21 protein-coding genes are annotated in these 26,603 nt (G+C 61.0%); 10 read left to right on the top strand and 11 right to left on the bottom strand.

Annotated features, from left to right (window positions below; genetic code table 11):
• Positions 1–333: 333 nt before the first annotated feature.
• From AC3IX1_RS02110 to AC3IX1_RS02075, 8 genes are all read right to left on the bottom strand, one after another.
• Positions 334–1,935: an AAA family ATPase gene (locus tag AC3IX1_RS02110; RefSeq protein ID WP_489386939.1), complete on the bottom strand. Its 1,602-nt coding sequence runs from the start codon at positions 1,933–1,935 to the stop codon at positions 334–336.
• Positions 1,936–1,945: 10 nt separating this feature from the next.
• Positions 1,946–3,046 carry a 3-dehydroquinate synthase gene (gene aroB, locus AC3IX1_RS02105; RefSeq protein WP_489326528.1) on the bottom strand — a complete coding sequence of 367 codons (1,101 nt, stop codon included), beginning with the start codon at positions 3,044–3,046 and terminating at the stop codon, positions 1,946–1,948.
• A 151-nt stretch (positions 3,047–3,197) separates the two neighbouring features.
• Positions 3,198–3,716, bottom strand: coding sequence for a shikimate kinase AroK (gene aroK / locus AC3IX1_RS02100; RefSeq protein ID WP_057712350.1), 519 nt, complete (start codon positions 3,714–3,716; stop codon positions 3,198–3,200).
• Between the two features lie 4 nt (positions 3,717–3,720).
• Entirely contained in the window at positions 3,721–5,790 is a 2,070-nt protein-coding gene (locus AC3IX1_RS02095) for a type IV pilus secretin PilQ (protein WP_489386938.1), read from the bottom strand.
• A gap of 13 nt (positions 5,791–5,803) precedes the next feature.
• The gene (locus AC3IX1_RS02090) at positions 5,804–6,331 is read right to left on the bottom strand and encodes a pilus assembly protein PilP (RefSeq protein WP_489386937.1); all 528 of its coding nucleotides are present in this window, start codon (positions 6,329–6,331) and stop codon (positions 5,804–5,806) included.
• Positions 6,328–6,951 carry a type IV pilus inner membrane component PilO gene (locus tag AC3IX1_RS02085; RefSeq protein ID WP_489386936.1) on the bottom strand — a complete coding sequence of 208 codons (624 nt, stop codon included), beginning with the start codon at positions 6,949–6,951 and terminating at the stop codon, positions 6,328–6,330. Before AC3IX1_RS02085 ends, AC3IX1_RS02090 begins: the two co-directional genes overlap by 4 nt.
• Positions 6,948–7,514, bottom strand: a complete 567-nt coding sequence (locus AC3IX1_RS02080) for a PilN domain-containing protein (RefSeq protein ID WP_489386935.1) — start codon at positions 7,512–7,514, stop codon at positions 6,948–6,950. The genes AC3IX1_RS02085 and AC3IX1_RS02080 overlap by 4 nt, the downstream gene beginning before the upstream one ends.
• On the bottom strand, positions 7,514–8,578 hold the full coding sequence (locus AC3IX1_RS02075; RefSeq protein ID WP_489386934.1) for a pilus assembly protein PilM: 1,065 nt from the start codon (positions 8,576–8,578) through the stop codon (positions 7,514–7,516). The genes AC3IX1_RS02080 and AC3IX1_RS02075 overlap by 1 nt, the downstream gene beginning before the upstream one ends.
• A 216-nt stretch (positions 8,579–8,794) precedes the next feature.
• Here AC3IX1_RS02075 and AC3IX1_RS02070 point away from each other — a divergent pair, with 216 nt between their 5' ends.
• Positions 8,795–11,236 carry a penicillin-binding protein 1A gene (locus AC3IX1_RS02070; RefSeq protein ID WP_489388675.1) on the top strand — a complete coding sequence of 814 codons (2,442 nt, stop codon included), beginning with the start codon at positions 8,795–8,797 and terminating at the stop codon, positions 11,234–11,236.
• 231 nt (positions 11,237–11,467) lie between these two features.
• On the opposite strand, the gene AC3IX1_RS02065 is transcribed toward AC3IX1_RS02070, so the two are convergent.
• The 3 genes from AC3IX1_RS02065 to rpmE form a co-directional block, all read right to left on the bottom strand.
• Positions 11,468–12,736 (bottom strand): malic enzyme-like NAD(P)-binding protein, encoded by a 1,269-nt coding sequence (locus AC3IX1_RS02065; RefSeq protein WP_489386933.1) that lies wholly within the window; start codon positions 12,734–12,736, stop codon positions 11,468–11,470.
• A 182-nt stretch (positions 12,737–12,918) separates the two neighbouring features.
• Positions 12,919–13,707 (bottom strand): thermonuclease family protein, encoded by a 789-nt coding sequence (locus AC3IX1_RS02060; RefSeq protein WP_489386932.1) that lies wholly within the window; start codon positions 13,705–13,707, stop codon positions 12,919–12,921.
• Positions 13,708–13,742: 35 nt separating this feature from the next.
• Complete coding sequence (gene rpmE, locus AC3IX1_RS02055) at positions 13,743–13,961, bottom strand: 50S ribosomal protein L31 (RefSeq protein ID WP_008047849.1); 219 nt, start codon at positions 13,959–13,961, stop codon at positions 13,743–13,745.
• 285 nt (positions 13,962–14,246) lie between these two features.
• Between rpmE and AC3IX1_RS02050 the strand changes: the two genes are divergently transcribed.
• The 9 genes from AC3IX1_RS02050 (at position 14,247) to phaC (AC3IX1_RS02010) (ending at position 26,588) form a co-directional block, all read left to right on the top strand.
• Entirely contained in the window at positions 14,247–16,466 is a 2,220-nt protein-coding gene (locus tag AC3IX1_RS02050; protein WP_489386931.1) for a primosomal protein N', read from the top strand.
• A gap of 238 nt (positions 16,467–16,704) precedes the next feature.
• Positions 16,705–18,441 (top strand): arginine--tRNA ligase, encoded by a 1,737-nt coding sequence (gene argS, locus AC3IX1_RS02045; protein WP_489386930.1) that lies wholly within the window; start codon positions 16,705–16,707, stop codon positions 18,439–18,441.
• A 1-nt stretch (position 18,442) separates the two neighbouring features.
• The gene (locus AC3IX1_RS02040) at positions 18,443–19,150 is read left to right on the top strand and encodes an SPOR domain-containing protein (protein ID WP_150726570.1); all 708 of its coding nucleotides are present in this window, start codon (positions 18,443–18,445) and stop codon (positions 19,148–19,150) included.
• A 263-nt stretch (positions 19,151–19,413) separates the two neighbouring features.
• On the top strand, positions 19,414–19,944 hold the full coding sequence (hslV, locus tag AC3IX1_RS02035; protein ID WP_046031180.1) for an ATP-dependent protease subunit HslV: 531 nt from the start codon (positions 19,414–19,416) through the stop codon (positions 19,942–19,944).
• 54 nt (positions 19,945–19,998) lie between these two features.
• On the top strand, positions 19,999–21,336 hold the full coding sequence (gene hslU, locus AC3IX1_RS02030; protein ID WP_489386929.1) for an ATP-dependent protease ATPase subunit HslU: 1,338 nt from the start codon (positions 19,999–20,001) through the stop codon (positions 21,334–21,336).
• A gap of 119 nt (positions 21,337–21,455) precedes the next feature.
• Positions 21,456–21,833, top strand: a complete 378-nt coding sequence (locus tag AC3IX1_RS02025; RefSeq protein WP_489386928.1) for a gamma-butyrobetaine hydroxylase family protein — start codon at positions 21,456–21,458, stop codon at positions 21,831–21,833.
• 259 nt (positions 21,834–22,092) lie between these two features.
• Complete coding sequence (gene phaC / locus AC3IX1_RS02020) at positions 22,093–23,772, top strand: class II poly(R)-hydroxyalkanoic acid synthase (RefSeq protein ID WP_489386927.1); 1,680 nt, start codon at positions 22,093–22,095, stop codon at positions 23,770–23,772.
• Positions 23,773–23,935: 163 nt separating this feature from the next.
• Positions 23,936–24,790 carry a poly(3-hydroxyalkanoate) depolymerase gene (phaZ, locus tag AC3IX1_RS02015; protein WP_347910147.1) on the top strand — a complete coding sequence of 285 codons (855 nt, stop codon included), beginning with the start codon at positions 23,936–23,938 and terminating at the stop codon, positions 24,788–24,790.
• Between the two features lie 115 nt (positions 24,791–24,905).
• Positions 24,906–26,588 (top strand): class II poly(R)-hydroxyalkanoic acid synthase, encoded by a 1,683-nt coding sequence (gene phaC / locus AC3IX1_RS02010; RefSeq protein ID WP_489386926.1) that lies wholly within the window; start codon positions 24,906–24,908, stop codon positions 26,586–26,588.
• Positions 26,589–26,603 lie beyond the last annotated feature (15 nt).

Raw genomic sequence — 26,603 nt, 5'->3', positions numbered from 1 at the left:
GGCTGCTTCTCTCGAAGCAAATTTCTTTTCAATTCAACCACTTACCAACCGCGCCGAACGTACGCCAGCTTTGCGGGGGCAAAAGGGAGGTCATTGTACACACCGACACGGAGGCTCACAAATTTGACGACGAAATGTCGCAAATCTATGTCGCATTTGTGAAAGGTTTAAAGCGATCTGCTGTGCTAGTCAAAACTTTTTTTAATTTTGACCGCAACGACTCAAAGACTACTGTGACGCAGACACCACAAGGCACGCAGCCCGGAAGGCGGCGCGCACTTGTAGAAATTTTGAGGTGCTTGGAGAGGCGGCCTGGGTAAGGCCGCCGAATCTTCAGCGAGTTGTTGCCAGTTCCTGTTGGACGCTGGCGACAGTGCGAGGCCAAGGTTTACCAGCCTGAACCTTCGCTGGCAAGGCCTTGATGGCGGAAACGGCTGCATCACGATTGGCGAAGTTGCCGTAGGTGATCACGTAGAGCGGCTTGCCATTGAGGACTTTCTTGAAATAACGGTACTCGCCGCCCTGCTCCTTGACGAAGCTTTGTGCGGCCGTTTCGGAGCTGGTGCCGAGGATTTGTACCACGTAGTTGCCCGGCGCCTGACCGGCGTACCAGGTACCGCCAGCAGCCTTGGCCACCGGAGCCGGTTTCTCGGCAGGCTTGGCCGCCGCAGCAACGGCTGGCTTGGCTGGCGCCGGAGCAGGCTTGGCCACTGGAGCAGGCGCGGGCTTGGCGGCGGCGACCTGTGTCGGCGCTGGTGTCGGTTTGGCCGCTGGCGTCGGCGTTGGCGTCGGCGCAGGGCCGGCAGGAACGCCCGCAGGTGGTGCAGTAGTGGTAACGGTCGGTGGCGTAGCGCTGGAACCTTCGACCGGAACGCCATCATCGCCTTCGGTGATGCCGCCTGCGGCTTCAGCCAGCGGGGCGCGCATGACCGGTTGCGAGTTACCGACCAACGGCAATGGCATCGGTTGCGTGTTACCGGCGAATTCGACGGCCGGAGCACCGCCATTCGCGGTTGGCTGGCCCTGGCCAAGCGGCAGTTGCGCCTGCTCATTGGCCGGTGCACCGGTGGTCGGTGCCTTGTTGCGACCCGGAATCAACCAGGCGGCAGCTACCGCGACCACGACAACGGCGGAAATCGCCAATACGTGTTTCTTTGGCATATTGAACCCCATTTTTGGACGCTTGACCGCTGAGCGGCTGGCGATCATGGCTTCGATCATTGCATCGCGGGCGACCTGATTGATGCTGCCAGGCCAGCCTTCGGAGCTTTCGTGAATATCAGAGATCTGATCCGCGGTGAAAAGTTCGATACCGCGACCCGCGCCTTCGAGCCGCTGCTCCAGATATTCGCGGGTTTCTTCTTCGGTGTAGGGCTGCAACTCGATGACGTGGAAGCGTTCTTCCTCGAGATGCAAAGCCTCAAGCTGACCGATCAGCGAGGTCTCACCGAACAGGAACACATGCGGGCGGCCTTCCGGCGCGCCGGCAGCCAGGACCATCAGAGCCTCAAGGGCGGACTCGTCGAGTTGTTCGGCGTCATCGACCAGCAAATAGACTTCTTGCCCGGTCAGTGCAAGCTGCACCACCTGGGCCAGAATCGCGTCGGCATCAGCCTGGCCGACGTTCAGCGCCTGGGCCACCTGGCGCAGCACACCGGCCGCATCGCCGGCGCCGCGGGCAGAAACCACCACACTTTGTACCGATTGCTTGTTGGTGCTGGCGACCAGGGCCTGACGCAACAGGGTCTTGCCACTGCCCTCGGGGCCGGTGACCACCAGCAGCAACTGGCTGTAGCGGGCCAGGTGATGCAGTTGCCCCAGCACGGGCTTGCGCTGGGCCGGGAAAAATTTGAAGCCAGGCACCCGTGGAGCAAAAGGGTCATGACTCAACTGGTAATGGCCGAGGAAAGCCTCGTCGGCATGCAAACTAGTCATCGTGTTCTTATTAACCTTTAAGCTGGGCCAGGGCGCGGTAGTCTGCCCCCAGCGTGGCCTGTAGAACCTCTTTCGGATAATCGTCGGTCACCACCGCTTCGCCCATGTGGCGCAGCAGCACCAGGCGCAAACGACCGTCGATCACTTTTTTATCAATGGACATATGTTCGAGGAAATCGGCTTCTGTCATCTCTTCTGGCGGAATGACCGGCAGCCCCGCACGTTGGAACAGACGAATGCCGCGATCGCGCTCCTGTTCGCTGATCCAGCCGAGTCGCGCGGACATTTCCAGCGCCATTACGGTGCCAGCAGCCACTGCCTCACCATGAAGCCATACACCATAGCCCATGTGGGTTTCGATGGCGTGGCCAAACGTGTGGCCCAGGTTCAAGGTGGCACGAACGCCCGTCTCTTTCTCATCGGCACCGACTACCGCCGCCTTGGCCGCGCAGGAACGCTCGATGGCATAGGTCAGGGCTTGCTGGTCCAGATTGCGCAGGCGGTCGACGTTGTCTTCGAGCCAGGTCAGGAACGGCTCATCACAGATCAGCCCGTACTTGATGACTTCGGCCAGCCCGGCGGACAGCTCGCGTGCCGGAAGGGTATTGAGGCTGGCGGTATCGATCAGCACCACGTTCGGCTGATAGAAGGCGCCGACCATGTTCTTGCCCATCGGATGGTTGATCCCGGTCTTGCCGCCCACCGAGGAGTCGACCTGCGACAGCAGCGTGGTCGGAACCTGGATGAAATCGACGCCGCGCTGGTAGCAGGCGGCGGCGAAGCCGGCCATGTCACCGATCACACCGCCACCGAGGGCGATCACCGTGGTACGGCGGTCATGCCGAGCAGTCAGCAGACCGTCGAAAATCAGTTGCAGGGTTTCCCAAGTCTTGAAGGCTTCACCGTCGGGCAGTACCACGGAAATCACCGAGAACTGCGCCAGGCTGCGGGTCAGACGCTCGAGATAGAGCGGCGCAACAGTCTCGTTGGAGATGATCGCTACTTGCCGTCCGCGAATGTGCGGGGCCAGCAGCTCAGGCTGATCCAACAAACCTTCGCCAATATGAATCGGGTAGCTGCGCTCGCCTAGATCGACCTTGAGTGTCTGCATGTGTCCCCACAGTGAAGATGGAATCAGGCGTTCTGCCCTGAGTTAACGAATATCCACGGCCTCAGCTGGTGTGACGCCGTTCGGTAGCCATCCGCCACAACCTAGAGTGGTCATGGCGGGACGCCGAGAATAGCGCATTTCGCGCGGCGCTTTAACGGGGTGGCAGCTGCTGCAGACGCTCCAGAATGTCGAGTACGACCATTCGTGGCGGCCGCTCATCGGTTTCGACCACCAGGTCGGCAATTTCCCGATAAAGCGGATCGCGGATCGCCAGCAGATCCCGAAGGGTCTTGGCCGGATCGGCAGTACGCAACAATGGCCGATTGCGGTCGCGGGACGTGCGGCCGACCTGCTGCTCGACCGACGCGTGCAGATAAACCACACGCCCACCGGCATGCAGTGCCCGACGATTGGCCTCACGCATGACCGCGCCGCCGCCTGTCGCCAGCACCACACCGTCGCAATCGCACAGCTCGGCAATCATTGCCTGCTCGCGATCACGAAAGCCCGGTTCGCCTTCCTTATCGAAGATCCAAGGGATATTGGCGCCCGTACGCAATTCAATTTCCTTATCGGAATCTTTGAATGGCAGGCGCAGCTCTTTGGCCAGCAACCGGCCGATGGTGCTTTTTCCAGCGCCCATCGGTCCAACAAGAATCAAATTTCGCACAGAATCAATGACTCACAGCAATCGCCCGATTATTCATGATACGCGGAGTGAGGAATACCAACAGCTCGGATTTTTTCTCCGAAACCACGTCACGCCGGAAAAGGCGGCCAAGATACGGCACATCGCCAAGAAATGGCACCTTATCTACAACCTTGCTCTGAGTATTTGAGAAAACACCGCCAATGACGATGGTCTCGCCATCGTTGACCAGGACCTTGGCGTTGACTTCGTTTTTCTTGATGGGCGGTACATCCTGGACCTTGTTCAGATAGTCCGGCTCGTCCTTGGTGACCTTGACCTCCATGATGATCCGGTTGTCCGGCGTGATCTGCGGCGTCACCTCCAGCGACAGCGAAGCCTCCTTGAACGACACCGAAGTCGCACCGCTGGAGCTGGCTTCCTGATAGGGAATCTCGGTGCCCTTGAGGATTTTCGCGGTTTCCTTGTCGGACGTGACCACCTTGGGCTGCGAGACGATTTCCCCGTTGCCGGTTTTCTCCATGGCCGTCAGCTCCAGGTCCAGCAAGACGTTATCGGTGATGAACGCGATGCCGATTCCCGAGGTGTTGTTGGCTACGCCCATGTCGACGAACGGTGAGTTGGTGCTGGTACTGCCGGGCGTGCCGATGGTCGATGACCCATTGAGTCCGTTGCTGACACCGGAGGTGTTCCAGTTGCCCTTGTTCTGTATCGAACCGCCCCAGCGCACCCCGAGGCTTTTGTCATAGTCGACGTTGGCTTCGACAATGCGCGCCTCGATCATCACCTGACGCACAGGGATATCCAGCTGCGTGACGATCCTGCGCAGCTCGTCCAGCCGGTCCTGGGTCTGGTAGGCAATGATGTTGTTGGTGCGCTCATCGACGGTGATCGACCCCCGTTCGTCGGGTTTCGCTTCGGCACTGGTCACCGACTGGAAGAGCTTGGCGATGTCCGCCGCCTTGGCGTAATTGACCTGCAACAGCTCCCGGCGCAATGGCGCCAGATCGGCAATCTGCTTCTGCGATTCGAGCTCCTGACGCTCACGGGCAGCAATTTCATCGGCCGGCGCAACAAGCAGGACATTGCCAACCTTTCGCTTATCCAGCCCCTTGGTTTTCAGCACCAGATCCAGCGCCTGATCCCATGGCACGTTCTGCAGGCGCAGGGTAATCCCCCCCTGGACCGTGTCGCTGGCCACCAGGTTGAGGTTGGTGAAATCGGCGATCAGTTGCAGCACCGAGCGCACATCGATGTCCTGGAAATTCAGCGATAGCTTCTCGCCGCTGTAGGCCTGTTGCCCGGCATTGCGCTTTTGCAGCTCGTCGACCGTCGCCGGGCGAACGCTGACCGTGAGCTTATTGTCAGTCTGATAGGTCGAGTAATCGAACGTGCCGCCGGGCTCAATGCTGATGACGGCTCGATCACCACTCACACTGGCATTGACGAACTGCACGGGCGTGGCGAAATCCTTCACGTCCAGACGCACGCGCAACGGTTCGGGCAATCGGGTTTTGGCGAACCCAACGATGATCCGGCCCTCACGCTCTTGTATGTCCGGCGCAATCGATGGATCCGACAAGTCGATCACCACGTTGCCTTCACCCTGGGTTCCCCGCTGGAAATCCACACCCCGAATGGCCTTGCCTGCCGTCGCGGCGGCTCGTGCCGGAACCGGCGTTGCTGTAGCCGCCGGCCGGGATGTCGACGGCTTTACCCCCTGCCCGACAACAACCAGCAAATTATTGCCTTCAATTCGCGAGTCGTACGGGGCCGGCTGGGTCAGGTTGATGACCAGTCGCGTACGGTCCCGGGCCTCCACCACCGTTGCACTGCGGGCATTTCCACTGCCGAGATCGCGGGTCTTGCTGGCCAGCTGACTGGTGACGCCCGGCAAATCCAGGGCAATCCGGGCCGGTGAATCCGTCGTATAGCCGTGGGGCGCCGGGGGCGGCGCATCGAACGACAACTTCAACTCGACACGGTCTCCTGGCAGCGCAGCGACATCCAGCGCCTTGAGATTGGCCGCTTGTACCATCGGCGACAACAACGCTATCCATAGCGAAAGGCCGACGGTGGAGAGAATCCTGTTCATTATTGGAGTTCCACTATGAGTGCTCTTTCAAAGGAATGATTCGGGGACGCTCCAGCCAAGCACCCTGACCATCAGGGATAATTTCAACCACATCGACTTGCGAGCCGCTGATCGCAACGATCCGTCCGTCGTTACGCCCCAGGTAATCGCCGACTTTCAGCCGGTGCACCCCACCCGCCCCGCGCAGCAAGGCATAGGAGCCCGTTGCATTGGAAAGGGTACCGACCATTTCAAACTGCTCGATGTTGAAGCCTTCGAGGTAGTGCCTGACCCGACCCGGGTCGGGCTTGACGTTATGCGAACCCCGCCGCCGGGCCGCCAGATCAGTGCTGATCTGCGGTGAAAACGGGCTGCGCAGATTCGCCGCGTTGTAAGTGAATGCCGGGTAAGACCGGAATACCGGCGTTGGTTCAATCCTCCCCGGCCCGCGCAGGCGCATTTCGTTCATGAACGCGTCCAGATCGGTGTAGTCATCGCCTGCGCCACAACCGGACAGGGCAGACAGCAACACCACCACCGAAAAACAACGTGCCGAACTCATTGATGCTGCCCCTTGTCGCTGTAGCGGTAGGTCTTGGCGAGGATGGTCAAGCGCAGCTTCGGACCACCCTCGGGGCTGACGGGGACAAGATCGAAATCGTGCAAAGTAACGATTCGCGGCAATCCGGCCACACCACTGACGAAGGTCGCCAGGTCGTGGTAATCCCCGGTGACCGTGATCTGGATCGGCAGTTCGATGTAGAACGGCTGGGCGACCTCCGCCAGCAGCTTGATCTCTTCGAACTCCAGGCCGCTGCCCAGGCCCGTACGCGTGATGTCTTCCAGCAAGCCGGGGACTTCGGTGTCGCCGGGCAGTTGCCGCAGCAGCACACCGAAGGAATTCTCCATCTCCTCCAACTGCCGGGTGTATAGATCCAGGTTCACCGCCATGCGGGCTTTGCCAGCGAACTGTTCCTTGAGTGTCGACTCTTCCTCGCGCTTGAGATCGAGCTGGCTCACAAGGTCGCGGGTGGAAAAGTTGTAGCCCAGGGCCAGTACCAGAAGCATGAGCAAACCGGCCACCAGGAACTTGATCGCCGGCGGCCATGAACCCATGTTGCTGGTATCGAGCTCATTGATGTCGATCCTGCGCAGCCCTTCGAACCATTTGGATGGACTCATTTACCCTGCTCCGGTGCTGCGGGTTGAGTCTGGCGAACGGTCAACTGGAAGACGTTGGCTTGCGCCACCTGCCCGGCAGCCGTGGCCTTGACTTCGGTCAGGCTCGGCGCATCGAACCAGTCTGATGCCTCGAGGCTGCGCATCAATTCTGAAACACGGTTGTTGGATTGCGCAGCGCCGGTGATGGACAAAGTCTTTGCGGACATTTTCACTTCGGTGAAATACACGCCGTCGGGCAAGGCACGCGCCAACTGGTCAAATACTCGCCCGCTGATTTGGCGATTGCCCTGCAGGTCCTGGATGATGCGCATGCGCTCGACCAGTTGCTCACGGCGCGCCTTGAGATCATTGATCTGTGTGATCCGCTCATCGACCACGGCGACTTGCTTGCCGATGTAATCGTTACGGGCGACTTGCCGGTCGATGGCGCCGCTGATGACCTGGTTGGCGAACAGCACCGCGCCCATCGTGCCCACCATCACGGCCACCAGGACCAGCAGGAAGCGCTTGCGACGGACTTCACGCCGCTCCTCGCGCCAGGGTAAAAGGTTGATCCGCGCCATCAGTCGAAGCTCCTGAGGGCCAGACCACAGGCGATCATCAACGCCGGCGCATCACTCGCCAGGGCAGCACCATTGATCTTGCTGCCCAGAGTCATTTCGCAAAAAGGGTTCGCGACCTGGGTCGGCGTACCCAATTGCTGCTCGATCAAACGGTCCAGCCCCGGGATCGACGCCGTACCGCCGGCCAGCAGGACATGGTCGACGGCACTGTACTGGCCGGAAGCAAAGAAAAAATGCAACGAGCGCGACACCTGCTGCACCAGCGCTTCGCGAAATGGCTGCAAGACCTCACCGACATAGCCATCCGGCAAACCACCCTTCTTTTGCGCCAACCCCGCCTGCTCCAGCGTCAGGCCATAGCGCCGCTGGATTTCCTCGGTCAGTTGCCGACCGCCGAACAGTTGTTCGCGGGTGTAGATGGTCCGCCCGTTGTGCAGCACGCTCAGGGTGGTCATGGTGGCGCCGATGTCCACCACTGCGACCGTCGAAGCCCCCCCGGAAACCGCGAGCCGGCTGGCCAGCAATTCGAATGAACGCTCCAGCGCGTAGGCCTCGACATCGACCACGCGGGCGGTCAGCCCCGCCAGGGCCAGGGCGGCCTCGCGGACTTCGACGTTTTCCTTGCGACAAGCGGCGAGCAGCACGTTGACGCGCTCGGGATTGCGCCCGCAGGTGCCCTGGACTTCAAAGTCGATCGCGACTTCGTCCAGGGGATAAGGAATGTACTGATCGGCCTCGATCTTCAGCTGGCTTTCCATCTCGTCCTCGGAAAGACCGGCCTCCATCTCGATGGTCTTGGTGATCACCGCCGAGCCTGCCACGGCCACGGCCACGTTCTTCTGGCCGGTTCTGGCCTTGGCCAGCGCACGCGCAAGGGCCAACCCCACGCCTTCGAGCTCGGCGATATTCTTTTCGACCACCGCGCCGACCGGCAACGGTTCGACCGCATAGGCCTCGACTCGAAAACGCCCACCTTGACGGCTCAACTCAAGAAGTTTCACCGAGGTGGAGCTGATATCGATTCCCAGCAGCGTATTGGATTTTTTGTTGAAGAGTCCTGGCACTACCAATTCCCTATGACTTTCCGTGAGTTACGGACTCTGCAATGTCCATTGCGTTCAATCCGCCCGTCTTGACAGCAGCGCCAGCCACGCTCCCGATCAGAAAAATGCTTATAATGCCCAGCGTTTTTTTCCGCATTTGCTCAAGCGCGGGTCGTTCTCATATAGCCTGAACCCTGTTGCCCAATTCATTTTTGCCCTGGATATCCAAAAGCCTTGATTCGTCTGCTGAAGTTTTTCGGTTGGTCCATCGTCGCGGTTTTCTGCGGACTCCTTCTGGGTCTGAGCGGGGCGTACCTCTACCTTAGTCCCGGACTTCCGTCCGTGGAGGCGCTGAGAAGCATCCAGTTGCAGATCCCTTTGCGGGTCTACAGCAGCGATAACAAGTTGATCGCAGAATTTGGCGAAATGCGCCGTACACCGATCCGTTTCGCCGACATTCCCCCCAATTTCATCAATGCGTTACTAAGTGCTGAAGACGACAATTTCGCCAACCACTACGGTGTCGATCCGAGCAGCCTGATGCGCGCCGCGACCCAACTGGTCAAAAGCGGACACATCCAGTCCGGCGGCAGCACGATCACCATGCAGGTGGCGAAGAACTTCTTCCTGACCAGCGAACGCAGCTTTTCGCGCAAGACCACCGAGATCCTCCTGGCCCTGCAGATCGAACGCCAGCTGACCAAGGACGAGATCCTCGAGCTGTACGTCAACAAGATCTACCTGGGTAACCGCGCCTATGGCATCGAGGCGGCAGCGCAGGTCTATTACGGCAAATCGATCCGCGACGTCACGCTGGCGCAGATGGCGATGATTGCCGGCCTGCCCAAGGCGCCGTCGCGCTTCAACCCGCTGGCCAACCCGGCGCGCAGCAAGGAGCGTCGCGACTGGATCCTGGGGCGCATGTACAAGCTCGGAAAAATCAGCGAGGCCGACTACACCACTGCGGTCAACGAGCCGCTGAACGCCAGCTATCACGTGCCGACTCCGGAAGTGAGTGCCCCGTACATCGCCGAAATGGCCCGTGCCGAAATGGTCGGGCGTTACGGTAGCGACGCGTATACCGAAGGCTTCCGCGTCACCACCACGGTGCCGAGCGACCTTCAGGAAATGGCCAACAATGCGGTCCACGAAGGCTTGATGACCTACGATCAGCGCCACGGCTATCGCGGGCCAGAGTCGCGGCTGCCGGGCAAGACTCGCGAAGCCTGGGCAACCGAGCTGACCAAACAACGCACCATCAGCGGCCTGGAACCGGCCATCGTGACTCTGGTCGACAAGAGCGGTCTGCAAGTGCTGACCCGCACCGGCCAGGAACACGTGAACTGGGACACCATGAAATGGGCCCGTCCGTTCCTGAACACCAACAGCATGGGCGCCAACCCGAAACAACCCTCGGACGTGGCCCAGGTCGGCGATCTGATTCGCGTGCAGCGTCAGCCGGACAATTCGCTGAAATTCAGCCAGATCCCGCAGGCCCAGGGCGCGCTGGTGTCCCTGGACCCACAGAACGGCGCCATTCGTTCGCTGGTCGGCGGTTTCGCCTTCGAGCAGAGCAACTACAACCGCGCATTGCAGGCCAAGCGCCAGCCGGGCTCGAGCTTCAAACCTTTCGTCTACGCCGCCGCACTGGATAGCGGCTACACCGCCTCCAGTCTGGTGAACGATGCACCGATCGTGTTCGTCGACGAGTACCTGGACAAGGTCTGGCGCCCGAAGAACGACACCAACACCTTCCTCGGCCCGATTCGCCTGCGTGAAGCCCTGTACAAGTCGCGCAACCTGGTGTCGATCCGCTTGCTGCAGGCGATGGGCGTCGGCAAGACCATCGACTACATCACGCGCTTCGGCTTCAACAAACAGGACCTGCCGCCCAACCTGTCCCTGGCGCTGGGTACCGCGACCCTGACGCCAATGGAAATCGCCACCGGCTGGAGCACCTTTGCCAACGGCGGCTACAAGATCACCCCGTTCATCATCGACAAGATCGAAAGCCGCAACGGCGATACGCTGTTCGTCGCCAACCCGCCGAGCGTGCCTCAGGGCGGCGCGGCCAGCGATGGCATTGCCGCGCCAGCTGTCCCTCAAGCCTTCACCGTCAACGCGACGGCAGGCGATACCCCGGGCACTACGCCTACGCCACAAGCCCCCGCCGTGGCCGAACGCATCGTTGACGGGCGCACCACGTACATCCTCAACAGCATGCTTGAGGACGTGATCAAGCTCGGCACCGGTCGCCGCGCACTGGCCCTGGGCCGCCCTGACATTGCCGGCAAGACCGGTACGACCAACGAATCCAAGGACGCCTGGTTCTCCGGCTACAACGCCGATTACGTGACGACCGTGTGGACCGGTTTCGATCAACCGGAAAGCCTGGGTCGCAAGGAGTTCGGCGGCACCGTCGCGCTACCGATCTGGATGAACTACATGGGCGCCGCGCTCAAAGGCAAACCGCCGCATACGCAATCGGAGCCCGAAGGCATCCTCAGCCTGCGAGTCGATCCGATCAGCGGCCGCGCGGCCAGCCCGGGCACCCCGGGGGCCTACTTCGAACTGTTCAAGGTCGAAGATACGCCACCGTCGGGGAACGAACTGGGCAACGGCCTGGCACCTGGCAGCCCGCTGCCAGCGGATGAAGCGGCACCGATCGATTTGTTCTGATCGGACGCAAGGCAAAAAGCCCCGCTCTTCTTTGGAAGGCGGGGCTTTTTGATATCCGGGTTTCTTGTAACACCGCCATCGCGAGCAGGCTCGCTCCTACAGGGGTACGCATTCCAACGTAGGAGCGAGACTGCTCGCGATAGCAACCTGAAAGCCAGCCCAAAACCCTCAGGCACAAAAAAAGCCCCGACTCTCACAAGCCGGGGCTTTTCGTTGAAGCGCTACAACGGCTTAGCCGTTGAACACGTCATCCACGCTTTTGAGCGGGTAGTTCTTCGGATACGGCAGGGTTGCCACGCCGGTCTCGATGGCGGCTTTAGCCACGGCATCGGAGATCAGGGTGATCAGACGGGCATCCATTGGCTTCGGAATGATGTACTCACGACCGAATTCCAGCTTGATGCCGCCATAGGCGTCGCACACTTCCTGAGGTACTGGCAGCTTGGCCAGTTCACGCAGGGCGTTGGCCGCAGCCACTTTCATTTCTTCGTTGATGCGCTTGGCGCGAACGTCCAGGGCACCGCGGAAGATGAACGGGAAGCCCAGTACGTTGTTGACCTGGTTCGGGTAGTCGGAACGACCGGTGGCCATGATCACGTCGCTACGGGTAGCGTGCGCCAGTTCCGGGGAGATTTCCGGATCAGGGTTGGAGCAGGCGAACACGATAGGGTTCGGCGCCATCGACAGCAGGCCTTCAGCGCTCAGCAGGTTCGGGCCGGACAGGCCAACGAACACGTCAGCGCCTTTCAGAGCGTCAGCCAGGGTGCGCTTGTCGGTCGCGTGAGCAAACACAGCCTTGTACTGGTTCAGGTCGTCACGGCCGGAGTGGATCACGCCGGTACGGTCGACCATGTAGATGTTTTCGATGTTGGCGCCCATGCTCACCAGCAACTTCATGCAGGAGATAGCGGCAGCGCCGGCACCCAGGCAGACGATCTTGGCTTGCGGCAGGGTTTTGCCAGCGATTTCCAGGGCGTTGATCATGCCGGCGGCGGTCACGATAGCGGTGCCGTGCTGGTCATCGTGGAATACCGGAATATCGCACTGCTCGATCAGAGCGCGTTCGATTTCAAAGCACTCTGGCGCCTTGATGTCTTCCAGGTTGATGCCACCGAAGGTGATGGAGATGCGCTTGACGGTGTCGATGAAGGCTTGCGGGCTTTCGGAGTCGACTTCGATGTCGAAAACGTCGATGCCGGCGAAGCGCTTGAACAGTACGCCTTTACCTTCCATCACTGGCTTGGAAGCCAATGGGCCGAGGTTACCCAGGCCGAGAATCGCGGTGCCATCGGAAATGACTGCAACCAGGTTGCCTTTGCCGGTGTACTTGTAGGCCAGTTCAGGATCGCGGGCGATCTCGCGTACTGGTTCGGCTACGCCCGGGCTGTACGCCAGCGACAGGTCGCGAGCGGTAGCAGTGGCCTTGGTGAGCTCGACACTCAGCTTCCCTGGACGAGGATTGGCATGATATTCGAGAGCGGCAGTTTTCAGATCAGACATTTTGGCATTCCGCTTTTACTGTTGGACAGACTGGTCAGCGAGGATACGCGCCTCGCAAAGTCCCCACAAGACTGACCGGTCACCCCTGTCAAGCGCCCGGCCCTACGACTTTGGGCCAAGAGCCACGGCACACAAGGGTTATACTGTTCACAATCGGCAGAAAAAATGTCTACAATTATTTATCACTGCACGACTTGTAACATCGCCGGGTCGGTCAAGGGCAACATCCAGCGCGCCTGACCTTCTTTCAGTCCGCCACGTCGCGAACGATCCAGGACCCAGCCGCGCGCCTCGATCTGCTTGCCTTCGAGCCGTTCCAGCGAGGCCGCATCGAACCGTCCCAGGAGATTGGGCGCAACCTTCAATACAACCGAATCCTGCAATTCGATCCAAACCCCGCCACGATTGCGTTGCACCTTGCTCACACGACCGCTGAGCACGGCAAAGCCGGAAGTGCTGATCTGCTCCGCCTTCAGTACAGGCGACTGGCGCCACACACCGAGCCCGGCCTGCCGAGCGCTGTTTTCTGCGGCTTGCTGACAGGCGACCAGATCGACATTCGGTGCCACCGCCACCTGAAACCCCAGGCCTTCGGCGAGCATTTGCGCTTCGAGGTTGGCGCCATCGGCACCGTAGACATGGGCCAGGGTGCGACCGTAATGGTCTTTGCTTTCTTTGCCTGGCAGCAAACCAACCTGCCCGTCACTCGCCGCCACCAGGGTTTCGAGTCGCTTGCGTGCGACCACGGCGAACGGTTCGTCGGAACGACCATTCTTGCCCAGTTCCGGCGTGTTCAAGCCGATCATGCGCACGCTGCGGCCATCGCTCAGGCGCAGGGTGTCGCCGTCCACCACCCGCTGCACCGCGACGGACGCCAGGCCGCTGGGTGCCGGGCAAAACGCCTGGGCGCCGGATAGCCAAATCGCGGACATAAAAAAGGCGCCCGCGAGGGACGCCTTTTTCATCAGCATGGAAAAACCGGAACGGCTTCCCAAGTTGATCGGCCTTAGGCCTTTTTCGCGCCGAAAGCACCGAAACGGTCGGCGAAGCGCTGAACGCGGCCGCCAGTGTCCAGAGTCTTCTGCTTACCGGTGTAGAACGGGTGGCACTCGTTGCAAACGTCGATCGCCAGGGCTTTGCCGAAGGTCGAACGGGTTTCGAACTTGTTGCCGCAGCTGCAGGTAACAGCAACTGCTGGGTATTCTGGATGGATATCAGCTTTCATGGTGTCTTCCTCAGGCTAGCGTGCCGCCACCCAACACTATTGTTGAATACCGCACGTAATTAGGCCGCGGATTCTACCAGACAATCCCATTCACGCAAGCTGTCCCTGAGACCGACCGTCTGCTAGGCTCCCGGCCCAATACGCGATCCCCTGTAGGAGTGAGCCTGCTCGCGATAGCGGTCTGCCAGTCGCCGCAATGTTGACTGCAAGATTGCTATCGCGAGCAGGCTCACTCCTACAGGTTATATGTCACGCCCCCTATTGTTTGTTGATCGAGATCCCCGCGTGCCCGACGCCATTCTGCGCCTCGCCCTGCCTTCGCCGCTGCGCCGCCTGTTCGACTACCGCGCTCCGGCCGGCGTCCTGCGCGCCCATCTGCACCCTGGCATGCGCCTGCGGGTACCATTCGGCCGACGCGAGATGATCGGGATTCTGGTGGAAGTCACCGACACCAGCGAAGTGCCGGTCGAGAAGCTCAAGCCGGCCCTGGCCCTGCTTGACGCTACACCCCCGCTGCCTCCCGCGCTGTTCAAGCTGTGCCTGTGGACCTCCCAGTACTACCAGCACAGCCTCGGCGACACCTTGAGCTGGGCGCTGCCGGTCTTGCTGCGCCAGGGCGAACTGGCCGAAGCGCGCCAGGAGCGTTTCTGGTCCGCCGCGCCGGGGGCCAGCCTCGATGATCCGCGCATCGCCCGCGCCCCGCGCCAGCGTGAAGCCCTGGCCACGCTGGCCCAGCATCCCCACGGCGTCGCCCATCAATTGCTGAGCAAACTGATGCTGAGCAAGGACAGCCTGGATTTGCTGCTGGCCAAGGATCTGGTGCAGGTCGAGATCCGCCGGCACGCCCCGGGTGCACGCCACGAACACTGGCTGGCGCAACCGGAACTCCCGCTGAACCCGGAGCAGCGCGCCGCCTATGAGGCGATTCGCGCCGGCTTCGACAGTTATCACGCGTTCCTGCTGGCCGGTGTCACCGGCAGCGGCAAGACCGAAGTCTATCTGCAGTTGATCCGCGAAACCCTCGAGGCCGGCAAGCAGGCGCTGGTGCTGATCCCGGAAATCAACCTCGGCCCGCAGACCCTGGCGCGCTTCGAGCAGCGTTTCAATGCCCGTATCGCGCTGATCCATTCGGCGGTCAATGACCGCGAACGTCTCGAGGCCTGGCTGGCCGCCCGGGACGGTGAGGCCGACATCATCATCGGCACCCGCTCGGCCCTGTTCACACCGATGAAGAACCCCGGCCTGATCATCATCGACGAAGAGCACGACGGCTCCTATAAACAGCAGGAAGGTTTGCGCTACCACGCCCGCGATCTGGCATTGGTGCGGGCGCGACAGGAAAACATCCCGATTGTCCTCGGCTCCGCCACCCCTTCGCTGGAAAGCCTGCACAACGCCTACACCGGCCGCTACGGGCTGCTGCGCTTGAACGAGCGTGCCGGCGGTGCCAAGCAGCCGCGCTTCCTGCGTCTGGATGTCAAAAGCCGCCCGCTGGACAGCGGCATTTCCGGGCCGATGCAACAAGCCATCGGCCAGACCCTGGCCGCCGGGCAGCAGGTACTGGTGTTCCTCAACCGCCGCGGCTTCGCCCCGACCCTGCTGTGCCATGACTGTGGCTGGATGTCCGAATGCCAGCGCTGTGATGCGCGGATGACCGTGCACCAGCGCCACGGTGAATTACGCTGCCACCATTGCGGCTACGTCGAACGCGTACCGCGCCAGTGCCCGAAGTGCAACAAGGTCGATCTGCGCCCCGTTGGCGCCGGCACCGAACGGGCCGAGGAGCGCCTGGCGATTCTGTTCCCGGACTATCCGGTACTGCGGGTCGACCGCGACAGCACATCGCGCAAGGATGCGATGAACCAATTGTTCGCGACCATTCAAAAAGGCCAGCCGTGCATCCTGATCGGCACGCAGATGCTTGCCAAAGGTCACCACTTTCCACGGGTGACACTGGTGTCGATCCTCGACGCCGACGGCGGCCTGTTCTCCGGCGACTTCCGCGCCAGCGAGCGCATGGCTCAACTGATCGTCCAGGTCGCCGGCCGCGCCGGTCGCGCCGAAGAGCCGGGCAAGGTGATTATCCAGACGCACCTGGCCGACCATCCGCTGCTGGTGCAATTGACCGAGCAAGGCTATTTCGCTTTCGCCGAACAGGCCTTGAGCGAACGCCGTGCGGCCGGATTGCCGCCGTTTGCGCATCTGGCGCTACTACGGGCCGAGGCGCACAAACCGGGTCAGGCCGAAGGCTTCCTCGATGAGGCCTGCAGCGAGGCGGAACGTTTGCTGGCCGAGCAGAATCTGACCGGGATCGAGTTATTGGGACCGGTCCCGGCACCAATGGAGCGCCGGGCCGGGCGTTATCGTGCTCAGTTGTTGTTGCAGGCCACGGCGCGAGCCCCCTTGCATCGATTGCTGGCCAGTTGGTTGCTGGTGCTGGAGCAGATGCCGAGCGGGCGGGCGGTGCGCTGGTCTTTGGATGTAGATCCCGTAGATTTATATTGATCTGAAGATCGCCTTCGCGAGCAGGCTCGCTCCCACAGGAGTTTTGTGTCGATAGCAAAATGTGTGAACACAGCTGAACCATTGTGGGAGCGAGCCTGCTCGCGAAAGCGGTCGAATTGTCACCACACATCCACATCCTGCCTGCTAAGGTTGGCAAGCCCGTCTTCGCAACGGATAATGCCCAGTTTTTCCACCAGCGCATGATGCGCCGCCGCGCCTGCGGTCGAAAGAGAAGACCATGAAAGACACCATTCGCCAGCTGATCCAACAAGCCATCACCCAACTCGTCAACGAAGGTGTGTTGCCTGAAGGCCTGTCGCCGGCGATCCAGGTGGAAAACTCCCGCGACAAGAAGAACGGCGATTTCGCCAGCAACATCGCCATGATGCTGGCCAAGCCAGCCGGCATGAAACCTCGCGATCTGGCGGAAAAAATCATCGCCGCGTTGCCGGCTGACGAAAACGTCGCCAAGACGGAAATCGCCGGCCCGGGCTTCCTGAACTTCTTCCAGAACACCGACGCCCTGGCGACCCGCCTGGACGCTGCCCTGGCCGACGCCCACATCGGCGTACGCAAGACCGGCCCGGTACAGCGCACCGTGGTCGACCTGTCGGCACCGAACCTGGCCAAGGAGATGCACGTCGGCCACTTGCGCTCGACCATCATCGGCGACGGCGTGGCCCGCGTGCTGGAGTTCCTCGGCGACACCGTGATCCGTCAGAACCACGTCGGCGACTGGGGCACCCAGTTCGGCATGCTGATGGCTTACCTGCAGGAAAACCCGATCACCAGCGACGAGCTGTCGGACCTGGAAAACTTCTACCGCGCCGCCAAGCAACGCTTCGACGAATCCGCAGAGTTCGCCGACCGCGCCCGTGGCCTGGTAGTCAAGTTGCAGGCCGGCGACGCCGATTGCCTGGCGCTGTGGACCAAGTTCAAGGACATCTCGCTGTCTCACTGCCAGAAGATCTACGAACTGCTCAACGTCAAACTGACCATGGCCGACGTGATGGGCGAAAGCGCCTACAACGACGACCTGATCAACGTGGTCAACGACTTGAAGGCCGCGGGCATGCTGGTCGAGAGCAACGGCGCCCAGTGCGTGTTCCTCGACGAATTCAAGAATGCCGACGGCGACCCGCTGCCGGTGATCATCGTCAAGGCCGACGGCGGCTACCTCTACGCCACCACCGACCTGGCGGCCGTGCGCTACCGCAGCGGCAAGCTCAAGGCCGATCGCGCGCTGTACTTCGTCGACCAGCGTCAGGCCCTGCACTTCCAGCAAGTGTTCGCCGTGGCGCGCAAGGCCGGTTTCGTGACCCATCCGATGGAAATGGAACACATGGGCTTCGGCACCATGAACGGTGCTGACGGCCGTCCGTTCAAGACCCGTGATGGCGGCACCGTGAAGCTGATCGACCTGCTGACCGAAGCCCAGGAGCGCGCCTACACCCTGGTCAAGGACAAGAACCCGGAACTTGCCGAAGCCGAGTTGCGCAACATCGCCAAGGTGGTGGGCATCGGCGCAGTGAAGTACGCCGACCTGTCCAAGCACCGCACCAGTGACTACAGCTTCAACTTCGACCTGATGCTCAACTTCGAAGGCAACACCGCACCGTACCTGCTGTACGCCTACACCCGCGTGGCCGGCGTGTTCCGCAAGCTCGGCAAGGACTTCAGCGAAGTCGACGGCCAGATCGTGCTCGAAGCGGCGCACGAACACGAACTGGCGGCGAAGCTCGCGCAGTTCGGTGAAATCCTGAACAACGTGTCCGAGAAGGGCACCCCGCACATCCTCTGCACTTACCTGTACGACGTCGCCGGCCTGTTCTCCAGCTTCTACGAGAACTGCCCGATCCTCGCCGCCGATACCCCGGCACAAATGCAGAGCCGCCTGCGCCTCGCCGCGCTGACCGGACGCACCCTCAAGCAAGGCCTGGAACTATTGGGCCTGGAAACTCTGGAGCGTATGTAAGTTGGCTGCCAAGAAAAAACCTGCACCCAAGCGTGGCGCCAGCCGTTACCAAGCCCCTGCAAAGCAACCGATTCCGGGTTGGTTGTGGATGGTCATCGGCCTCACGGTCGGCGCCTTCCTTGTGTTTTTGATGAAACTGGAGCCGGGCAAGGGCAGCGACACGGTCAAGCGTGAGAAAGTCGAGCAACAGCAGAAAGCCAGCAAGATCGCCGAGGCCAACAAGACCCCGCCGAGCCCGACGCAACCGGTGAAGCCGAAATACGACTTCTACACCTTGCTGCCGGAATCGGAAGTCATCGTGCCACCGGATGCCGTGCCGGAGAAAACCCTGCCGACGCCGCAAGTGCCGGCCATCCCGACCACGCCGGTCACCCCGGCCGAAGCGGCGAAGATCGACACCGCGCGTGCCCAGGCTGCTTTGGCCGGGATTACTCCGCCTCCTGCGCCACCGGTCAAGGCTGCGCCTGTGACAAAGTTTTTCCTGCAGGCGGGTTCGTTCCGCAAAGAGACCGATGCGGACAAGGTGCGGGCGCAGATAATCCTGCTGGGCCAGGCTGTGGCGGTCGAGTCCGGTACGGTGAAGGACGAAACCTGGTATCGGGTATTGGTCGGACCGTTCAGCAACCGTGAGCAACTGACCACCGCGCAGAAACAATTGGCGGGCGCAGGCTTTAGCAACTTGCTGTTACAACAACGCCAAAGCCGATAACGCTCCCTGTGGCGAGGGAGCTTGCTCCCGCTGGAGTGCGCAGCACTCCCAAAACCCGGCAATCGGGTTCACCTGACTCACCGAGACATCAGGCTTTGGGGCTGCTTCGCAGCCCAGCGGGAGCAAGCTCCCTCGCCACAGTGATTTGCATCAGTCAAACACACCACTCGTCCCCTCTCCTGTCCTACAGTTGAAATCCACTCCAGCACCCCCATATGAATGGGCATAAGGCATTTTCGCCCCGCTGCGTGGAGACTCTTCCCTTGACCACCATCGTTTCAGTTCGCCGCCACGGCAAAGTCGTCATGGGCGGCGACGGCCAGGTTTCCCTTGGTAATACCGTGATGAAAGGCAACGCGAAAAAAGTTCGCCGCCTGTACCACGGTCAGGTCATTGCCGGTTTTGCCGGTGCCACCGCCGACGCCTTTACCCTCTTCGAACGTTTCGAAGGCCAACTTGAAAAACACCAGGGCCACCTGGTGCGCGCCGCCGTCGAACTCGCCAAAGAATGGCGCACCGACCGCTCCCTGAGCCGCCTTGAAGCCATGCTCGCGGTGGCCAACAAAGACGCGTCCCTGATCATCACCGGCAACGGCGATGTGGTTGAACCCGAAGAAGGCCTGATCGCCATGGGTTCCGGCGGCGGTTACGCCCAGGCCGCTGCCAGCGCGCTGCTGAAGAAAACCGATCTGTCGGCCCGGGAAATCGTCGAAACCGCCCTCGGCATCGCCGCCGACATCTGCGTATTCACCAATCACACTCAGACCATTGAGGAGCAGGACTGCGCCGAGTAAGCCCGTGCAGCCACCGCACCACGGCTCATTCTTGCTTGAGGTCCACTGAATATTATGTCCATGACTCCCCGTGAAATCGTCCACGAACTCAACCGCCACATCATCGGCCAGGACGATGCAAAGCGCGCCGTCGCCATTGCCCTGCGCAACCGCTGGCGCCGCATGCAGCTGCCAGAAGAGCTGCGCGTTGAAGTAACGCCAAAGAACATCCTGATGATCGGCCCGACCGGTGTCGGCAAAACCGAGATCGCCCGTCGCCTGGCGAAACTGGCCAATGCGCCGTTCATCAAGGTCGAAGCGACCAAGTTCACCGAAGTCGGCTATGTCGGCCGCGACGTCGAATCGATCATTCGTGATTTGGCCGATGCCGCGATCAAGCTGTTGCGCGAGCAGGAAATCGTCAAGGTTCGCCACCGCGCCGAAGACGCCGCCGAAGAGCGCATCCTCGATGCCCTGCTGCCACCGGCGCGCATGGGCTTCAGCAACGACGATGCCCCGACGGCCGACTCCAACACCCGCCAGCTGTTCCGCAAGCGCCTGCGCGAAGGTCAGCTGGATGACAAGGAGATCGAAATCGAAGTCGCCGAAATGGCCGGTGTCGACATCTCCGCGCCACCGGGCATGGAAGAAATGACCAACCAGTTGCAAAGCCTGTTTGCCAACATGGGCAAGGGCAAGAAGAAAGCCCGCAAGCTCAAGGTCAAGGAAGCGCTCAAGCTGGTACGCGACGAAGAAGCCAGCCGCCTGGTCAACGATGAAGAGTTGAAGGCCAAGGCCCTGGAAGCGGTCGAGCAGCACGGAATCGTGTTCATCGACGAAATCGACAAGGTGGCCAAGCGTGGTAACTCCGGTGGCGTCGACGTGTCCCGCGAAGGCGTGCAGCGCGACCTGCTGCCGCTGATCGAAGGCTGCACCGTCAACACCAAGCTGGGCATGGTCAAGACCGACCACATCCTGTTCATTGCTTCCGGTGCGTTCCACCTGAGCAAGCCGAGCGACCTGGTGCCCGAGCTGCAAGGCCGTCTGCCGATTCGTGTCGAACTCAAGGCCCTGAGCCCTGAGGACTTCGAACGCATCCTCAGCGAGCCTCACGCCTCGCTCACCGAGCAATACTGCGCACTGCTGAAAACCGAAGGCCTGGGCATCGAGTTCCAGCCGAGCGGCATCAAGCGCATCGCGGAGATCGCCTGGCAGGTCAACGAAAAAACCGAAAACATCGGCGCCCGTCGCCTGCACACCCTGCTCGAGCGCCTGCTCGAAGAGGTGTCGTTCAGCGCCGGCGACCTGGCCAGCGCCCATGATGACAAGGTGATCCAGATCGACGCCGACTACGTCAACAGCCACCTGGGCGAATTGGCGCAGAACGAAGACCTGTCCCGTTATATCCTGTAAGCCATACTTGTAGGAGCGAGCTTGCTCGCGATGGTCGGTCAGTCACATTGATGTTGCCTGACACACCATCGCGAGCAGGCTCACTCCTACAGGGTTCCACCCATAACGGAACTCAGGCCATGACCCAACTTCCCACCGACATCAAACTGCACAAAGCCTCGAAAACCCTGTCGCTCAAATACGCGTCCGGCGAGGAATACACCCTGCCCGCCGAGTTCCTGCGCGTGCACTCTCCCTCCGCCGAGGTCCAGGGCCACGGCAAACCCATCCTGCAATTTGGCAAGATCAACGTAGGACTGACCAAGGTAGAACCGGCCGGTCAGTACGCACTGAAACTGACCTTCGACGACGGCCACGACAGCGGCTTGTTCACCTGGGAATATCTGTACGAACTGGGGCGACGTTATGACGCACTCTGGGATGATTATCTGGCCGAGCTAAAAGCCGCCGGAAAAACCCGCGATCCGAACGAATCCGTCGTCAGGCTGATGCTCTAATCCGAGCCTCTTGCTCTTTAGAGGGCATTTTCTAATTTCATCTGTTTGAATGCTCCGCTCCAGGGCCGCCGATTGGCCTGCTTGCGAAAAAAATTAAACTCGGGTAACCAATGGAACTGGCAAGTTCCCTGCAGTGCTCTCTGCATTAAAAAAGCAGCGATGCAGTATTAACGGTCACCCCGAGCAGCAGTACCTGGCATTGGCTGTGTGACTACACAGCAGGACCCGGTACTCGTCTCAGGACAATGGAGCGTCGTAGATGAGTAACAAGAATAACGATGACTTGAAGAGTCAAGCCTCGGAAAACACCTTGGGGCTGAATCCTGTCGTTGGACTGCGTGGAAAGGATCTACTGGCTTCTGCTCGCATGGTGCTCAGGCAGGCCATCAAACAACCGATTCACAGCGCCAGGCATGTCGCTCATTTCGGCCTTGAACTCAAGAACGTGCTGCTCGGCAAATCCGAGCTGCTACCGACCAGCGATGACCGTCGCTTCGCGGATCCGGCCTGGAGCCAGAACCCGCTCTACAAACGTTATCTGCAAACCTACCTGGCGTGGCGCAAGGAACTCCACGACTGGATCGACGACAGTAACCTGCCGGCCAAGGACGTCAGCCGCGGGCACTTCGTGATCAACCTCATGACCGAGGCCTTCGCCCCGACCAACACGGCGGCCAACCCGGCGGCGGTCAAGCGCTTCTTCGAAACCGGTGGCAAGAGCCTGCTCGATGGCCTCTCGCATCTGGCCAAGGACCTGGTGCATAACGGCGGCATGCCGAGCCAGGTCAACATGGGCGCATTCGAGGTCGGCAAGACGCTTGGCGTGACCGAGGGTGCGGTGGTCTTTCGCAACGACGTGCTGGAGCTGATCCAGTACAAGCCGATCACCGAGCAGGTGCATGAACGCCCGCTGCTGGTGGTACCGCCGCAGATCAACAAGTTCTACGTTTTCGACCTGAGCCCGGAAAAAAGCCTGGCGCGGTTCTGCCTGCGCAACAACATGCAGACCTTCATCGTCAGCTGGCGCAACCCGACCAAGGAGCAGCGCGAGTGGGGCCTGTCGACCTATATCGAAGCACTCAAGGAAGCGGTCGATGTGGTCACCGCCATTACCGGCAGTAAAGACGTGAACATGCTGGGCGCCTGCTCCGGCGGCATCACCTGCACCGCGCTGCTGGGCCACTACGCTGCAATCGGCGAGAACAAGGTCAACGCCCTGACCCTGCTGGTCAGCGTGCTCGACACCACCCTGGACAGCGATGTGGCCCTGTTCGTCGACGAGCAAACCCTGGAAGCCGCCAAGCGCCAGTCCTACCAGGCCGGTGTGCTGGAAGGCCGCGACATGGCGAAAGTCTTCGCCTGGATGCGCCCCAACGATCTGATCTGGAACTACTGGGTCAACAACTACCTGCTGGGCAACGAGCCGCCGGTATTCGACATCCTGTTCTGGAACAACGACACCACCCGGTTGCCCGCCGCGTTCCATGGCGACCTGATCGAGATGTTCAAAAGTAATCCGTTGACCCGTGCCGATGCACTGGAAGTGTGCGGCACGCCGATCGACCTGAAGAAGGTCACCGCCGACATCTTCTCGCTGGCCGGTACCACTGACCACATCACTCCATGGCGCTCCTGCTACAAGTCGGCGCAACTGTTCGGCGGCAACGTTGAATTCGTGCTGTCCAGCAGCGGGCACATCCAGAGCATTCTGAACCCGCCGGGCAATCCGAAATCGCGCTACATGACCAGCACCGAAATGCCCGCCAATGCTGATGACTGGCAGGAAGAGTCGACCAAGCACGCCGACTCCTGGTGGCTGCACTGGCAGGCGTGGCAGGCACAGCGTTCGGGTAACCTGAAAAAAGCTCCGTTGAAATTGGGCAACAAGGCCTATCCAGCGGGGGAAGCCGCACCGGGCACTTATGTACACGAGCGGTAACTGACACACCTCGCCCCTTGTAGGAGCGAGCTTGCTCGCGATGGACGTCAACGATAACGCGTACTACCTGGATAACGCGTTGCCCTCACGTTTTTCGCGAGCAAGCTCGCTCCTACAGGGGATCGGGGAAGAATTTGAGAAAGCGACCCACAGGGCCAGAAGCATGCCGCAACCCTTCATATTCCGTACCGTCGATCTGGATGGCCAGACGCTCCGCACGGCGGTACGCCCCGGCAAGCCTCACTTGACGCCCCTGCTGATTTTCAATGGCATCGGCGCCAACCTGGAGCTGGTGTTCCCGTTCATCGCGGCACTGGACCCGGACCTGGAAGTCATCGCCTTCGACGTACCCGGCGTCGGCGGTTCGTCGACACCGAACAGGCCGTATCGCTTTCCGGGCTTGGCGAAACTCACGGCACGCATGCTCGACTATCTCGACTACGGGCAGGTCAACGTCATCGGTGTGTCCTGGGGGGGCGCCCTGGCCCAGCAGTTTGCCTATGACTATCCGGAGCGCTGCAAGAAACTCGTGCTGGCCGCGACGGCAGCGGGTGCGGTGATGGTGCCGGGCAAGCCGAAGGTGCTGTGGATGATGGCCAGCCCTCGGCGCTACATCCAGCCATCCCACGTGATTCGCATTGCGCCGATGATCTACGGCGGTGCTTTCCGTCGCGACCCGACGCTGGCCGCCAGCCATGCGGCCAAGGTGCGTTCAGCGGGCAAGCTCGGTTACTACTGGCAGCTGTTCGCCGGTCTCGGATGGACCAGCATTCACTGGTTGCACAAGATCCGCCAGCCGACCCTGGTACTGGCCGGTGACGATGACCCACTGATCCCGTTGGTCAACATGCGCTTGCTGGCCTGGCGGATTCCCAACGCCCAGTTGCACATCATCGATGACGGGCATCTGTTCCTGATTACCCGGGCCGAAGCTGTGGCCCCGATCATCATGAAATTCCTGGAAGAGGAGCGCCAACGCGCGGTGATGCATCCGCGTCCGGCGCCATTGGGCGGCTAGACCGCTGCATCAGCGGTCGGCAGGACGCCACGCCGCGCAACAACCCGTTAGAGCGTCTATGGTGTTCTGGTTCGGTATGTTTGTTTTTAGCCTGAAGACGAAGGAGTGTTGACTCATGCGCGAGAAACCAGCGAGGGATTCCTTACCGACTCCCGCCGCGTTCATCAATGCACAGAGTGCGATTACCGGCCTGCGCGGCCGGGATCTGTTGTCGACCCTGCGCAGTGTGGCCGCCCATGGCTTGCGCAATCCGGTGCACAGCGCCCGACATGCCCTCAAACTCGGTGGTCAGCTTGGCCGTGTGCTACTGGGCGAAACCCTGCACCCGACCAACCCGCACGACGCCCGCTTCGCCGACCCGGCATGGAGCCTCAACCCGTTTTATCGGCGCAGCCTGCAGGCCTATCTGAGCTGGCAGAAACAAGTCAAAAGCTGGATCGACGAGAGCAACATGAGCCCGGACGACCGTGCCCGCGCCCACTTCGCATTCACCTTGCTCAACGACGCCGTGTCGCCCTCCAACACCTTGCTCAATCCAATGGCGGTCAAGGAGATTTTCAACTCCGGTGGCAACAGCCTGGTGCGTGGCATCAGCCATTTGGTGGACGATCTGCTGCACAACGATGGCCTGCCCCGACAAGTCACCAAGCAAGCGTTCGAGGTCGGCAAGACAGTCGCCACTACCACCGGTGCAGTGGTGTTTCGCAACGAGCTGCTGGAGTTGATCCAGTACAAGCCGATGAACGAAAAGCAGTATTCCAAGCCCCTGCTGGTGGTGCCGCCGCAAATCAACAAGTACTACATTTTCGACCTCAGCCCCCACAACAGCTTCGTCCAGTACGCCCTTAAAAACGGCCTGCAAACCTTCATGATCAGCTGGCGCAACCCGGATGTGCGTCACCGCGAATGGGGGCTATCGACCTACGTGGAGGCCGTGGAAGAGGCCATGAATGTCTGCCGGGCGATAACCGGCGCACGGGAGGTCAACTTGATGGGCGCCTGCGCCGGCGGGCTGACCATTGCCGCGCTGCAAGGCCACTTGCAGGCCAAACGGCAGCTGCGCAGGGTGTCCAGCGCGACGTATCTGGTGAGCCTGCTCGACAGCCAGCTGGACAGTCCGGCCTCGCTCTTCGCCGACGAACAGACCCTCGAAGCCGCCAAGCGCCGCTCCTATCAGCGGGGAGTACTGGACGGCCGCGACATGGCCAAGGTCTTCGCCTGGATGCGCCCCAACGATTTGATCTGGAGCTACTTCGTCAACAACTACCTGTTGGGCAAGGAGCCACCGGCGTTCGACATCCTCTACTGGAACAACGACAACACGCGCCTGCCGGCCGCCCTGCATGGCGACCTGCTGGACTTCTTCAAGCACAACCCGCTGACCCACCCGGGCGGGCTGGAAGTGTGTGGCACACCGATCGATTTGCAGAAGGTCACCGTCGACAGCTTCAGCGTCGCCGGCATCAACGATCACATCACGCCGTGGGACGCAGTGTATCGCTCGACGCTGCTGCTCGGTGGCGAGCGCCGCTTCGTGCTGTCCAACAGCGGTCATGTGCAGAGCATCCTCAACCCGCCGAGCAACCCGAAAGCCAACTACGTCGAGAACGGCAAACTGAGCAGCGACCCCCGCGCCTGGTACTACGACGCCAAGCATGTCGACGGCAGTTGGTGGACCCAGTGGCTGGGCTGGATTCAGGAACGCTCCGGCGCGCAGAAGGAAACCCACATGGCGCTCGGCAACCAGAACTATCCACCGATGGAGGCAGCACCCGGTACTTACGTGCGCGTGCGCTGACGTTCAACGAGCCAC

This window comes from Pseudomonas sp. KH_046_2, from assembly GCF_057838985.1.
This window is presented reverse-complemented; position numbering and strand designations above follow the sequence as displayed.

What these genes read in the sequence shown, in the direction of transcription:
- AC3IX1_RS02110 (WP_489386939.1), bottom strand. Translation starts at nt 1,935, where the DNA reads ATGACTAGTTTGCATGCCGACGAGGCTTTCCTCGGCCATTACCAGTTG.
- aroB (WP_489326528.1), bottom strand. Translation starts at nt 3,046, where the DNA reads ATGCAGACACTCAAGGTCGATCTAGGCGAGCGCAGCTACCCGATTCAT.
- AC3IX1_RS02095 (WP_489386938.1), bottom strand. Translation starts at nt 5,790, where the DNA reads ATGAACAGGATTCTCTCCACCGTCGGCCTTTCGCTATGGATAGCGTTG.
- AC3IX1_RS02090 (WP_489386937.1), bottom strand. Translation starts at nt 6,331, where the DNA reads ATGAGTTCGGCACGTTGTTTTTCGGTGGTGGTGTTGCTGTCTGCCCTG.
- AC3IX1_RS02085 (WP_489386936.1), bottom strand. Translation starts at nt 6,951, where the DNA reads ATGAGTCCATCCAAATGGTTCGAAGGGCTGCGCAGGATCGACATCAAT.
- AC3IX1_RS02080 (WP_489386935.1), bottom strand. Translation starts at nt 7,514, where the DNA reads ATGGCGCGGATCAACCTTTTACCCTGGCGCGAGGAGCGGCGTGAAGTC.
- AC3IX1_RS02065 (WP_489386933.1), bottom strand. Translation starts at nt 12,736, where the DNA reads ATGTCTGATCTGAAAACTGCCGCTCTCGAATATCATGCCAATCCTCGT.
- AC3IX1_RS02060 (WP_489386932.1), bottom strand. Translation starts at nt 13,707, where the DNA reads ATGCTGATGAAAAAGGCGTCCCTCGCGGGCGCCTTTTTTATGTCCGCG.
- rpmE (WP_008047849.1), bottom strand. Translation starts at nt 13,961, where the DNA reads ATGAAAGCTGATATCCATCCAGAATACCCAGCAGTTGCTGTTACCTGC.
- argS (WP_489386930.1), top strand. Translation starts at nt 16,705, where the DNA reads ATGAAAGACACCATTCGCCAGCTGATCCAACAAGCCATCACCCAACTC.
- hslU (WP_489386929.1), top strand. Translation starts at nt 19,999, where the DNA reads ATGTCCATGACTCCCCGTGAAATCGTCCACGAACTCAACCGCCACATC.
- AC3IX1_RS02025 (WP_489386928.1), top strand. Translation starts at nt 21,456, where the DNA reads ATGACCCAACTTCCCACCGACATCAAACTGCACAAAGCCTCGAAAACC.
- phaC (WP_489386927.1), top strand. Translation starts at nt 22,093, where the DNA reads ATGAGTAACAAGAATAACGATGACTTGAAGAGTCAAGCCTCGGAAAAC.
- phaZ (WP_347910147.1), top strand. Translation starts at nt 23,936, where the DNA reads ATGCCGCAACCCTTCATATTCCGTACCGTCGATCTGGATGGCCAGACG.
- phaC (WP_489386926.1), top strand. Translation starts at nt 24,906, where the DNA reads ATGCGCGAGAAACCAGCGAGGGATTCCTTACCGACTCCCGCCGCGTTC.